General features: G+C 62.5%; 12 protein-coding genes. 6 read left to right on the top strand and 6 right to left on the bottom strand.

Translation table 11 applies throughout. The features are described 5' to 3' along the window. The 3 genes from DXT77_RS05565 to DXT77_RS05555 form a co-directional block, all read left to right on the top strand. Positions 1-170 (top strand): hypothetical protein (locus DXT77_RS05565; RefSeq protein WP_147406984.1); only part of this gene is annotated, 170 nt, incomplete at its 5' end. A gap of 2 nt (positions 171-172) precedes the next feature. Then, positions 173-1,705, top strand: a complete 1,533-nt coding sequence (hutH, locus tag DXT77_RS05560) for a histidine ammonia-lyase (RefSeq protein WP_119426905.1) — start codon at positions 173-175, stop codon at positions 1,703-1,705. Between the two features lie 97 nt (positions 1,706-1,802). Next, on the top strand, positions 1,803-3,209 hold the full coding sequence (locus tag DXT77_RS05555) for an amino acid permease (protein WP_119426904.1): 1,407 nt from the start codon (positions 1,803-1,805) through the stop codon (positions 3,207-3,209). Between the two features lie 46 nt (positions 3,210-3,255). Here the strand turns inward: DXT77_RS05555 and DXT77_RS05550 are convergent, their stop codons facing one another. The 6 genes from DXT77_RS05550 to DXT77_RS05525 form a co-directional block, all read right to left on the bottom strand. Beyond that, on the bottom strand, positions 3,256-4,164 hold the full coding sequence (locus DXT77_RS05550; protein WP_119426903.1) for a MurR/RpiR family transcriptional regulator: 909 nt from the start codon (positions 4,162-4,164) through the stop codon (positions 3,256-3,258). A gap of 105 nt (positions 4,165-4,269) precedes the next feature. Beyond that, positions 4,270-5,034: an ABC transporter ATP-binding protein gene (locus DXT77_RS05545; protein WP_119426902.1), complete on the bottom strand. Its 765-nt coding sequence runs from the start codon at positions 5,032-5,034 to the stop codon at positions 4,270-4,272. Positions 5,035-5,052: 18 nt separating this feature from the next. Beyond that, complete coding sequence (locus tag DXT77_RS05540) at positions 5,053-6,165, bottom strand: succinylglutamate desuccinylase/aspartoacylase family protein (protein ID WP_119426901.1); 1,113 nt, start codon at positions 6,163-6,165, stop codon at positions 5,053-5,055. A gap of 9 nt (positions 6,166-6,174) precedes the next feature. Next, entirely contained in the window at positions 6,175-6,873 is a 699-nt protein-coding gene (locus DXT77_RS05535; RefSeq protein WP_119426900.1) for an ABC transporter permease, read from the bottom strand. Positions 6,874-6,886: 13 nt separating this feature from the next. Further along, the gene (locus tag DXT77_RS05530) at positions 6,887-7,576 is read right to left on the bottom strand and encodes an ABC transporter permease (protein WP_102359135.1); all 690 of its coding nucleotides are present in this window, start codon (positions 7,574-7,576) and stop codon (positions 6,887-6,889) included. 89 nt (positions 7,577-7,665) lie between these two features. Then, on the bottom strand, positions 7,666-8,442 hold the full coding sequence (locus tag DXT77_RS05525) for an ABC transporter substrate-binding protein (protein ID WP_119426899.1): 777 nt from the start codon (positions 8,440-8,442) through the stop codon (positions 7,666-7,668). 228 nt (positions 8,443-8,670) lie between these two features. Here DXT77_RS05525 and DXT77_RS05520 point away from each other — a divergent pair, with 228 nt between their 5' ends. The 3 genes from DXT77_RS05520 to DXT77_RS05510 all read left to right on the top strand — a co-directional run bounded on the left by DXT77_RS05520 (position 8,671) and on the right by DXT77_RS05510 (position 12,398). Then, positions 8,671-9,597: a LysR family transcriptional regulator gene (locus tag DXT77_RS05520; protein ID WP_119426898.1), complete on the top strand. Its 927-nt coding sequence runs from the start codon at positions 8,671-8,673 to the stop codon at positions 9,595-9,597. Between the two features lie 104 nt (positions 9,598-9,701). Then, positions 9,702-10,328 (top strand): glutathione S-transferase family protein, encoded by a 627-nt coding sequence (locus DXT77_RS05515; protein ID WP_119426897.1) that lies wholly within the window; start codon positions 9,702-9,704, stop codon positions 10,326-10,328. A 45-nt stretch (positions 10,329-10,373) separates the two neighbouring features. Continuing rightward, positions 10,374-12,398, top strand: coding sequence for a pyridoxamine 5'-phosphate oxidase family protein (locus DXT77_RS05510; RefSeq protein WP_119426896.1), 2,025 nt, complete (start codon positions 10,374-10,376; stop codon positions 12,396-12,398). The last annotated feature ends 1 nt before the right edge of the window (position 12,399 follow it).

Here is a 12,399-nt window from a genome sequence, read left to right as displayed (position 1 = left end):
TCGTCTGCGACGGTACGGATGAAGCGGCCGAGCGTATCGCTCGCGTGCTGCACAACGACCCGGGCACTGGTGTGATGCGTCACGCCGATGCCGGTTACCAGATCGCCATTGACTGTGCCAAGGAGCAGGGCTTGAACCTGCCAATGATTACTTCGGTTAAAGGAGCCTGAACATGACTGCACTGAACCTGATCCCTGGCCAACTGAGCCTTTCGCAACTGCGTGACGTCTATCAGAACCCGGTCAAACTGACCCTCGACTACAGCGCTGCTGCACAGATCGAAGCCAGCGTCGCCTGCGTCGAGCAGATCCTCGCCGAGAACCGCACCGCCTACGGCATCAACACCGGTTTCGGCCTGCTGGCCTCGACCCGCATCGCCAGCGAAGACCTGGAAAACCTCCAGCGTTCGCTGGTGCTGTCCCACGCTGCCGGCGTTGGTCAGCCGATCAGTGATGAGCTGGTGCGCCTGATCATGGTGCTCAAGGTCAACAGCCTGAGTCGTGGTTTCTCCGGCATCCGTCGCGTGGTGATCGACGCGCTGATCACCCTGATCAACGCCGAGGTTTACCCGCACATTCCGTTGAAAGGTTCGGTCGGTGCGTCCGGCGACCTCGCGCCATTGGCGCACATGTCGCTGGTGCTGCTGGGCGAGGGCAAGGCGCGCTACAAGGGCGAGTGGATGGAAGCCACTGAAGCGCTGAAAGTCGCCGGTCTGACCCCGCTGACGCTGGCGGCGAAAGAAGGTCTGGCGCTGCTCAACGGCACGCAGGTGTCTACCGCATTCGCTTTGCGCGGTCTGTTCGAAGGTGAAGACCTGTTTGCCGGCGCACTTGCGCTGGGCGGTCTTACAGTTGAAGCAGTATTGGGCTCGCGCTCGCCGTTCGACGCCCGCATCCACGCCGCCCGTGGCCAGAAAGGCCAGATCGACACCGCCGCCGCTTACCGCGATCTGCTCGGCGAGCGCAGTGAAGTCTCCGACTCGCACCAGAACTGCGAAAAGGTTCAGGATCCGTACTCGCTGCGCTGCCAGCCACAAGTCATGGGCGCGTGCCTGACCCAGTTCCGTCAGGCCGCTGAAGTGCTGGTCATCGAAGCCAACGCCGTCTCCGACAATCCACTGGTGTTTGCGGCTGAAGGCGACGTGATTTCCGGCGGCAACTTCCACGCAGAGCCGGTGGCCATGGCCGCTGACAACATGGCTTTGGCCATCGCCGAAATCGGCTCCCTGAGTGAGCGCCGCATCTCGCTGATGATGGACAAACACATGTCGCAACTGCCGCCGTTCCTGGTGGCCAACGGCGGCGTGAACTCCGGTTTCATGATCGCCCAGGTGACCGCTGCGGCCCTGGCCAGCGAGAACAAGGCATTGGCTCACCCGCACTCGGTGGACAGCCTGCCGACTTCCGCCAACCAGGAAGACCACGTGTCGATGGCCCCGGCTGCCGGCAAGCGCCTGTGGGAAATGGCCGAGAACACCCGCGGGATTCTGGCGGTGGAATGGCTGGCGGCGGTACAAGGGCTGGACCTGCGCAACGGCCTGAAGACTTCGACCAAACTGGAAAAGGCCCGGGGCATCCTGCGTCGCGAAGTACCGTTCTACGAGAAGGACCGTTTCTTTGCGCCGGACATCAATGCGGCGAGTGAGTTGCTGGCTTCGCGCGTTCTGACTGAACTGGTCCCGGCGAACCTGCTGCCGAGTCTGTAAGTGCCTCATCGCCAACAGGCTGTCTTCCACACTGCGTGGAGGCCGGCCTGTTGGCGTTTCGATTTTTGCGTCGAATAAAAATAAATAAGGACGAAAAATGCAGCAGTCAGCAAAAGGTTTGAAACGCGGGCTCTCGGCCCGACACATTCGCTTCATGGCCCTGGGATCGGCGATTGGTACCGGGCTGTTCTACGGTTCTGCGTCGGCCATCCAGATGGCCGGTCCAGCGGTTCTGCTCGCGTACCTGATCGGTGGTGCAGCGGTGTTCATGGTCATGCGCGCCCTCGGCGAAATGGCGGTGCACAACCCGGTCGCCGGCTCGTTCGGGCAGTACGCAAGCACCTATCTCGGCCCCATGGCGGGCTTCATTCTCGGTTGGACCTACGCGTTCGAAATGGTCATCGTCGGCATGGCCGATGTGACGGCGTTCGGCATCTACATGGGTTTCTGGTTTCCGGAAGTCTCGCGCTGGATCTGGGTGCTGGGCATCGTTTCGGTGGTCGGCGGGCTGAACCTGTGCAACGTCAAAGTCTTCGGTGAAATGGAGTTCTGGCTGTCGTTGCTCAAGGTCGCGGCCATTGTCGCGATGATCCTCGGCGGCTTCGGCATCATGCTGTTCGGCATCAGCACCGCCCCGGGCCAGGCCACCGATATCAGCAACCTGTGGACTCAGGGCGGCTTCATGCCCAACGGCGTGGGCGGTCTGATCGCCTCGTTTGCGGTGGTGATGTTTGCCTTCGGCGGCATCGAGATCATCGGCGTAACCGCCGGCGAAGCCAAGGACCCGCACCGTGTATTGCCCAAGGCGATCAACGCCGTGCCGATGCGCATCCTGCTGTTCTACGTGCTGACGATGCTGGTGCTGATGTCGATCTTCCCCTGGCAGCAGATCGGCAGCCAGGGTAGCCCGTTCGTGCAGATATTCGACCACCTGGGCATCAGCTCGGCGGCCACCATTTTGAATATCGTGGTGATCTCGGCGGCGGTGTCGGCCATCAACAGCGACATCTTCGGTGCAGGCCGGATGATGTACGGCCTCGCCCAGCAAGGGCATGCGCCGAAAGGCTTCGCGCGCCTGTCGGGCAATGGCGTGCCGTGGCTGACAGTGATCGTGATGAGCTGTGCGCTGTTGCTGGGCGTGTTGCTGAACTACCTGATCCCGGAAAACGTGTTCCTGCTGATCGCTTCCATCGCGACCTTCGCCACGGTGTGGGTCTGGCTGATGATTCTGTTCACTCAGGTTGCCATGCGTCGTTCGATGACGGCCGAACAGGTGGCGCAACTGAAATTCCCGGTACCGTTCTGGCCGTACGCACCCATGGCGGCGATTGCCTTCATGCTGTTCGTGTTCGGCGTGCTGGGTTACTTCCCGGACACCCAGGCGGCATTGATCGTCGGCGTGGTCTGGATCGGGTTGCTGGTGCTGGCGTATCTGACGTGGGTCAAGCCGGCGGCCGGGCAGGCTGCACGGGTGACCGGCGATCAGCCGGTTTCTCAGTCCTGATCTGATCGAAGGGGCGCCCGGGATCGGCCGGCGTCCCTTTCACGCATCACTTCTTCGGCGATTTGCTGCCGTTGGGGATGTGCAGATAAGACATCACACTCTCGGTCAGCTCGGTCGCCAGTTTGACCGCTTCCTTGTTGCGCGCCATTACGCCTGCGACCAGTCCTTCTATCAACGCCAGCATGGCCACGTTGGAGCTGGTCAGCACCGGATGATCGCAAGGCGCAAACAGCACATGCTCGGCAATGCCGGTGAGCGGCGAGGCCGGTGAGTCGGTGATGGCCAGTACCGACGCGCCGCGTTCGTTGGCGAATCGGGCCAGTTGCAGGGTGTCGAGGGAGTAGCGCGGCAGGGAAATCGCCAGCAATACATCCTGATCGGTGATCGCGGCCAGTCGGTACGCAGCGTTTTCGTTGCCGCCCTCCATGCTGATGGCGGTGGCGTCGGCGCAGAACGGCATCAGGGTCGAGGCGGCGAGGCCGGCGAAATAGACGCTGTTGCCGAACCCGAGGATGTAGATCTTGCGCGCGGTGGTCAGCCGGGTGACGAACGCTTCGAAGGCCTCGGCATGGTTGTTGGTCGCTGCCGTGGCCAGATTGCTGCTGGCGCTTTCAATCTGCTCATGCAGGCCAAAGGCTCCGCCCGGACGATGGGCCAGTTCATTGCGCAGCTTGTCGACCGGCGACACCATCTGCTGCAACGTCGCTACCAGTTCAGCCCTCATGCCCATGTAGCCACCGAGGTCCATCGCCTTGGCCAGTCGGTTGACGGCGGCCGGCGAGGTCGATGTTTCGTGGGCCATTTCCTCGATTGTCAGCGTCGCGGCTTTCAGCGGATGACGCAGGATGAAGTCAGCCACCTTGCGCAGCGACGGCGGCAGATCGGCAACGATTTCCGCCAGTTTGCGCATGACCGGTGCGGCGTAGACCGTGGTGTCTTTCGATGAGCTGGGCATATCCGGATCAACAGTTCCTGAAAGTGAGAGAAGGGCTGCGCCTGACAAGGTTGGCTGGAGTGTATCCGAAGCCAACCGTTGCAGGGCAACGCCGCGCGCGCGGGCTTACTTCAGGCTGCCGGCGAGGAACTGCTGCAGGCGTTCGGACTGTGGATTGACCAGCACTTCACGTGGATCTCCGCGCTCCTCGACCCGCCCTTTGTGCAGGAACACCAGTTGGTTTGAGACCTCGCGGGCGAAGCCCATTTCGTGGGTCACGACCACCATGGTGCGGCCTTCCTGGGCGAGGTCCTGCATGACCTTGAGCACTTCGCCCACCAGTTCGGGATCGAGCGCAGAAGTGGGCTCGTCGAACAGCATCACCTCCGGTTCCATGGCCAGTGCGCGGGCAATCGCCACGCGCTGTTGTTCGCCGCCCGACATGTGGGCGGGCCAGGCATCCTTGCGGTGCGCCACGCCGACTTTGTTCAGATAGTGCTCGGCCTTTTCCCGGGCCTCGTTCTTGCCCACGCCCAGCACATGCACCGGGGCTTCCATGACGTTTTCCAGGGCACTCATGTGCGACCACAGGTTGAAATGCTGAAACACCATCGACAGCCGTGAACGCATGCGTTGCAACTGCCGGGGTTCGGCAGCCTTGAGCCCGCCGAGTTTGTTGGCCACCAGTTTCAGTGGTTCGCCATTGAGCACGATGTTGCCGGCGTTGGGTTGCTCCAGCAGGTTGATGCAACGCAGAAAGGTGCTTTTGCCCGACCCGCTGGAGCCGATGATGCTGATCACGTCGCCGGCCTGGGCCTGCAGGGACACGCCCTTGAGCACCTGATGGGCGCCGTAGCTTTTGTGCAGATCCTGAATTTCAAGTTTGTACATGGTGTGAACTCTCTGGCATCAGTCGCTGAGCAAGCGGCCTTGGCGAATAGGGGTGAAACCGGCGACCTTGGCCAGCCACAGACCGGGCTGGGCAAAACGCAGGCGTTCGCGGGCATAGAGCACGCCGTCGGTGCAGGCGCGGACGATGCTGTGGCGGTCGTTGAGCGGGTCATGGACTTCGAACAGCGGATCGCCGACCTTGACCCGCGCGCCCAGCGGTTGCAGGAAACTGACCACGCCCGGATGCGGCGCACAGGCGTACTGCGCGCCGGCGAACGGCATCGCCTCGCAACGGCTCGACGGCGCTGGCGGCCATTCACCGCTGATCAATCCCTGCTCGGCCAGATAGCCGAGAATCGCCTGGGCGCTGTCGGCACATTGCTCGCGTTCGGTGTCGGCCATGCCGCGCAACTCGATGGTGGTGGCTGCGCAAGCCAGCGGAATACTGGCTTCCGGGAACAGCTCGGTCAGCCGCAGCCACGGCACCGCGCAAGCCTCGTCGAAAGCACTGCCGCCAGCGTCTTCGGCCAGCAGCGTGACCTCGGCACCCAGGCGTGCAGCCAGTGGATGCAGGCGTCCCCAGTGTTGCGGCATGGTGTAGAGCAACATCACCGATTCGAAATCGCAGTGCAGGTCCAGCACCACATCGGCGTCGCAGGCATGTTGCAGCAACAGGCGACGCAGGCCATCGAGTTCCGAGGTCGGTGGCGGCATGTCGGCGAGGGTATCGATCAAGGCGCGGCGGATCAGCGCGACGTTGGCGTCGGCGTCATCGCCCAACCGGCCTTTGAGCAGCGGCGCCACGGCTTCGGCCAGCTCCGGGAAGTCGCGATTGAAGTTCTTGCCGCTGGCGAACTCGAAGCGACCTTGATGGGTGGCCTGGAACATCTGGGCGATGCCGATCGGATTGGCCATCGGCACCAGTTCGATCACCCCGTTCAGGCGACCCTGCGCTTCCAGTTCCTGCAGGTGGCGCTTGAGCTCGACGGCCACGCGCATCCCCGGCAGCTCGTCGGCATGCAGGGACGCCTGGATGTAGGTCTTGCGCGCGCCGGCGCCAAACCGGAACACCGACAGTGTCCGTTCGGTGCCCGAAGCGCTCCACGGCAACAGGTATTGAATCTTTTCCATGTCAGCTCCTTAGTGCTTGCGCGGGGCCAGGTAGGCCAGCCAGCGGCGTTCGGCCAGCTTGAACAGGCGCACGAGAATGAAGGTCAGGGCGAGGTAGACGAGGCCGGCGGTGATGAACGCTTCGAACGGCATATAGAACCGCGAGCTCACCGTGCGCGCCGCACCGGTGATATCCACCAGCGTGACGATCGAGGCCAGGCTGGTGGTCTGCAGCATCATTAGCACTTCGTTGCTGTACTGCGGCAGTGCCCGGCGCAAGGCCGATGGCAGCAGGATGCGGCGGTACAGGGTCAGGCGGGACATGCCCATCGCCCGGGCGGCTTCGATTTCGCCGTGGGAGGTGGACTTCAGATTGCCCGCCAGCAACTCGGCGCTGTAGGCACTGGTATTGATGGCGAACGCCAGGCAGGCACAGAACGTGGCGCTGGAGAGGTAAGGCCAGAGCGCGCTTTGGCGTACCGATTCGAACTGCGCCAGGCCGTAATAGATCAGGAACAGTTGCACCAGCATCGGCGTGCCGCGAATCACGTAGGTGTAGAGCCACGCGGGGAAGCTGAGCAGCGGCGAGCGCGACACCCGCATCAGCGCCAACGGAACCGCCAGGACCAGCCCGAGGCTCAGGGAAATCAGCAGGACTTTCAGGGTCAACAAGGCGCCGTCGAGATACAGCGGCAGATTTTCCCAAATCAGGTTGTAGTCGAGAATCATCGGCAGGTTCTCCTCACAACTCGGCGGCTTTGATGCCGACCGAATAGTGTTTTTCCAGAGCGCGCAGCACCAGCAGCGACAGGCTGGTGAGCATCAGGTACAGCGCCGCCACCGCGATGAAAAACGTGAACGGCTCGTGGGTGGCGTCGGCGGCGTTCTTGGCCTTGAACATCATGTCCTGCAGGCCGATGACCGAAATCAGCGCGGTGGATTTGGTCAGCACCAGCCAATTGTTGGTGAACCCCGGGATGGCGAAACGGATCATCTGCGGCACCAGAATCCGCCAGAACACCTGAGTGCCGCGCATGCCGTAGGCCGCGCCGGCTTCTGCCTGACCCTTGGGGATAGCCATGAACGCGCCGCGAAAGGTTTCCGACAGATAGGCGCCAAAAATGAAGCCCATGGTGCACACGCCGGCGATGAACGGGTTGATGTCGATGTAGCGGGTGTAGCCGCATGCCAGTGCAATGCGGTTCACCAGGTCCTGGCCGCCATAGAAAATCAGCAGGATCAGCACCAGATCGGGAATGCCGCGAATCAGGGTGGTATAGCCTTCCCCGAGCATGGCCAGCCATTTCAGCGGCGACAGGCGAAACGCCGCGCCGATCAGGCCCAGGGCAATGGCCAACGACATGGAGGTCAGGGCCAGGTTGATGGTCAGCCAGGCACCATCGAGAATGCTCGATCCGTAGCCGTGGAGCATGATGAAGTTCCTCAAGCGTGCGCCAGAAGGCGCGCAAGACATAGCCGAAGGGCGCCCGCAACGGGCCGGCGCCGGACGGAGGCGACGGTTTATTCGCCGTAGATATCGAAGGCGAAATACTTGCCCATCACTTGCTGGTATTTACCGTTGGCGCGGATGGCGTCGATGGCCGCGTTCAGGCGCGCAGCGTTGGCGGTGTCACCCTTGCGCAGCGCGATCCCGGCACCGCGGCCGAAGTATTTCGGGTCGTTGATGTCCGGCCCCGTCAGGGCGAAACCTTGTCCGGCGGGTGTCTTGATGAAGCTTTCATCGGTGTTGACGATGTCGGCGAGGGTGGCGTCCAGGCGACCCGAAGCAAGGTCGAGGAAGGCTTCGTTCTGGGAGCCGTAACGCACCACGACGACGCCGGCCTTTTCCAGTTGCTCGGTGGCAAACCGGTCATAGGTCGAAGAGCGCTGTACGCCGAGTTTCTTGCCCTTGAGGTCCACCAGTGGGTCGTTGATCGCGCTGCCGGCCTTCATCGCGAACTTGCCCGGCGTGTGGTAGTACTTTTTGCTGAAGTCGACCGACTTCATCCGGTCTTCGGTGATCGACATCGACGACAGCACGGCGTCGATCTTGCGCACCTTGAGCGACGGAATCATGCCGTCGAACTCCTGAATCACCCACTCGCATTTGACCTTCATCTCTTCGCACAAGGCGTTGCCGATGTCGTAGTCGAAGCCGCTGACATTGCCTTCCGGCGTTTTGTAGGAAAAGGGAGGGTAGGCGGCTTCGATACCGATACGCAGGCTGTCTTCATCGGCATGGGCCATGAAGCTGAATGCGCACAGCGCCAGAGCACCTAGAAGTTCTGTCTTGTTCATTTTGTCGACTCCTGGGAGGGCGTTAGGAAAACAGGTGCCCGCCATCCGGGGTGGCGCGCTGGATCATTCCTGTGATCGGCGAGGCTATAAATGACACGAAATAAATCATTCATCAAGATAACTGAAAATAAAAATATCAATTCTGGATCGACGGTCGTTAGCCTCGCCCGTTGATGAGCGGGTGCTGCCTATAATGCGAGGCGGTTTTTCATCCACTTCGGGGACACCATGGATCGCTTCCAGGAAATGCAGGTTTTCGCGGCCGTTGCGCAGGAACAGGGTTTTTCCGCGGCGGCGCGGCGCTTGGGTCTGTCGGCGGCCAGCGTCACCCGGGCGGTGGCGGCGCTGGAGCAGCGGATCGGTACGCAGTTGCTGATTCGCACCACCCGCAGCGTGCATCTGAGCGAGGCGGGCCAGCGTTACCTGGAAGACTGTCGGAGGATTCTTGCCGAGGTGCAGGAAGCGGAAGACTCCGCCGCCGGCAGCCACACCCAGCCCCGTGGGCAATTGACGGTGACCGCGCCGGTGCTGTTCGGCGAGCTGTTTGTCACACCGGTGATGGCGGGTTATCTGACGCAATACCCGGACGTTTCCATCAATGCCTTGCTGCTGGATCGCGTGGTGAGCATGGTCGAGGAGGGCGTCGATGTGGCGATCCGCATCGGTGAGTTGCCGGACAGCAACCAGCACGCGATCCGGGTCGGCGAGGTGCGCCGGGTGATCTGCGGTTCGCCGGAATACTTTGCCGTGCATGGGCGGCCAAGCCATCCACAGGCCTTGGCCGGCGCGCCGGTGGTGGCGACCTCGGCCATCGGTCAACTGCGCAACTGGCCGTTTCTGGAGGACGGTGAGCCCTTGGTCGTCCGCCCCGAGCCGCGGCTGGTGGTCACCGGCAATCAGGCGGCCATCACTGCCGCTTGTCTGGGGCTCGGGTTGACCCGGGTGCTGTCTTATCAGGTCGCGAGCAAGATCGCCTCGGGTGAGCTGGAAATCGTCCTCGCCGAGTACGAGTTGCCACCATTACCGATCCACGTGGTGTATCAGGGCGGGCGCAAGGCGCCGACCCGGGTGCGCAGTTTTGTCGACTACGCCGTGAACGCCTTGCGCGAACATCCGGCTCTGAAAAACGCGGCGTTATTTCATCCAGTGAAATAATGGATTGCGTTTGCTGGTGATTCTGTTGTTTTAAAGATAGGTGGAAGATGGCTGCCACGGTTGTCGCCCATTCCGGGCGACGCAAACGTCCAGCGGAGTCGACCATGCAAGCGATCAAACTCTACAACTTCCCGCGTTCCGGCCACGCCCACCGGGTCGAGCTGATGCTGTCCCTGCTGCAATTGCCGACCGAACTGATCTTTGTCGATCTGGCCAAGGGTGAGCACAAACAACCCGAATACCTGGCGATCAACAGCTTCGGACAAGTACCGGCCATCGATGACAACGGCGTGGTGCTGGCCGATTCCAATGCAATTCTGGTGTATCTGGCGCAGAAGTACGGCAACGGTCGCTGGCTGCCAGGCGACCCGGTCGGCGCGGCGCGGGTCCAGCGCTGGTTGTCGGCGGCGGCCGGGCCGATTGCCTTTGGTCCGGCGGCAGCGCGGCTGGTCACGGTGTTCGGGGCAAAACTCAATGCCGATGAAGCGATCACCCGTGCGCACAACCTGCTGAAGGTGATGGACCTGGAACTGGGCAAGACTCCGTTCCTGGTCGGCAGCGAGCCAACCATCGCCGACGTCTCGGCCTACAGCTACATCGCCCATGCGCCGGAAGGCAATGTGTCGCTGGACGACTACGCCAATGTGCGCGCCTGGCTGGCGCGGATCGAAGCATTGCCCGGTTTCGTCGCGATGCCACGCACCGTTGCCGGTCTGCAAGCCACGGCTTGAAGTTCACCATCCAGACTGCGCCGCTGGCGTGGGGGAGAGGTCGTCATGGAACGTTCACCCTGGCACGCCGGCGAGCGGCAACTGCAAGCGCAGGTCGGCGTCGCCGAGCGCATGGAGGAATTCGGCCGCAAGGTGATTCGCACCTGGATGCCGGATCAGCACCGTCAGTTCTATCAGCAATTGCCCTTCATGCTGTTCGGCGCGGTGGATGCCGATGGGCGCCCGTGGGCCAGCGTGCTGGAGGGCGAGCCGGGTTTCGCGCACTCTCCCGAGCCGACGCAGTTGCACTTCGACAGTCTGCCCGCCTTAGATGACCCTGCGCAGTTGCAGGACGGCGCAGCGATCGGTTTGCTCGGTATCGAGTTGCACACCCGTCGGCGCAATCGCCTCAATGGCCACATCGGCAATCTTGGCGCGAGCGGTTTCGATTTGACGGTCGATCAGTCGTTCGGCAACTGCCCGCAGTACATCCAGTTGCGCCAGTTCCAACGGGTCCCGCTGACGGATCCGCAAACCCGGCGCGCCGAGCACTTCGACGGGCTTGATGATGCGGCGGTCGCGCTGATTGAAACCGCCGACACTTTCTTCGTCGCCAGCTACGTCGATGTCGACGGCGAGCGCTCGGTGGATGTTTCCCACCGTGGCGGCCAGGCCGGTTTCGTGCGGGTGGAAGGCAATCGCCTGACCATCCCGGATTTTGCCGGCAACCTGCATTTCAATACTCTCGGCAACCTGCTGCTCAATCCCCGGGCTGGCTTGCTGTTCATCGACTTTTCCACAGGCGACCTGTTGCAGCTCAGCGGCCGCACCGAGGTCATTCTTGAAGGACCGCAGATCGCAGCCTTCCAGGGCGCCGAGCGGTTGTGGACATTCGAGGTGGAAAAAGTGGTGAGACGCCCAGGTGCGTTGGCCCTGCGCTGGCGCTTCGACGGTATGTCGCCGACCAGTCTGCTGACCGGCACCTGGGCTCAGGCCGATGCCCGTTTGCAGGCCCAGGCTCTGGGGGACAGCTGGCGTCCGCTGCGGGTGGCGCGGATTGAAGCGCAGAGCCGGCACATTCGTTCGTTCTACCTCGAACCCGTGGACGGCGCCGGTTTGCCGGTGTTCCAGGCCGGGCAGCACTTGCCGCTGCGTTTCACCCTCGATGGCGAAGTGTTTATTCGCACTTACAGCCTGTCGGGTGCGCCGTCGGACGACTTCTTCCGGATCAGCGTGAAGCGTGAAGGGCGGATATCGACGCACCTGCATGATCAGGTGCGGGTCGGCGATGTGCTGGAGGCGCGTTCGCCTCAAGGGCATTTCACCGTGGCGCCGCTGGAGCGCCGGCCCTTGGTGCTGCTGGCGGCCGGAGTTGGCATTACGCCGTTGCTGTCGATGCTGCGCGAGGTGGTGTATCAGGGCTTGCGCACCCGGCGGATTCGTCCGACCTGGCTGATCCAGAGTTCCCGCAGCCTTGCCGACCAGCCGTTTCGCGCGGAACTGGACCGCTTGCTGGAAGACACCGGCGATGCGGTGCGGGTATTGCGCCTGCTCAGTCAACCGGAGCCCGATCTGGTGGAAGGCGAGGATTACGACCTGCACGGGCGCATCGACGGTGCCTTGTTGAGGAACCTTATCGACGAATTTGATCAGGTGGACTTTGTGCTCTGCGGCCCCGGCGCTTTTACCCAGGGCCTTTACGACAGCCTGCGTGAACTGGACGTGCGCGACGATCAGATCCACGCCGAAACCTTCGGCCCTTCGACCCTCAAGCGCCAGGCCGATCCGGACGCCATCGTGATCGAGCAATTGCCGGCCGCCACCACCTCGGTGCCGGTGGTCTTCGAGCGTTCGGCCAAGGAAGCGCGGTGGCAGCCCGAAGGTGGCAGTCTGCTGGAGCTGGCCGAGAGTCGTGGACTGCGCCCCGAGTTCAGCTGTCGCGGAGGATCCTGCGGCACCTGCAAGACGCGGTTGATCAGTGGCGCGGTGAATTATCCACAGCCCCCGGCCGAAGTGCCGGAGGAAGGGCAGGTGCTGATCTGCTGTGCGGTGCCGGCGCAAAGTAGCCAGCCGCTGGTGCTGGATCTGTAGA

Origin of the sequence: Pseudomonas sp. 91RF (assembly GCF_003576265.1) — a bacterium.
Lineage (GTDB): Bacteria > Pseudomonadota > Gammaproteobacteria > Pseudomonadales > Pseudomonadaceae > Aquipseudomonas > Aquipseudomonas kribbensis.
Note: the sequence above shows the minus strand (reverse complement) of the source record. Positions and strands in the feature narration are given on the sequence as shown.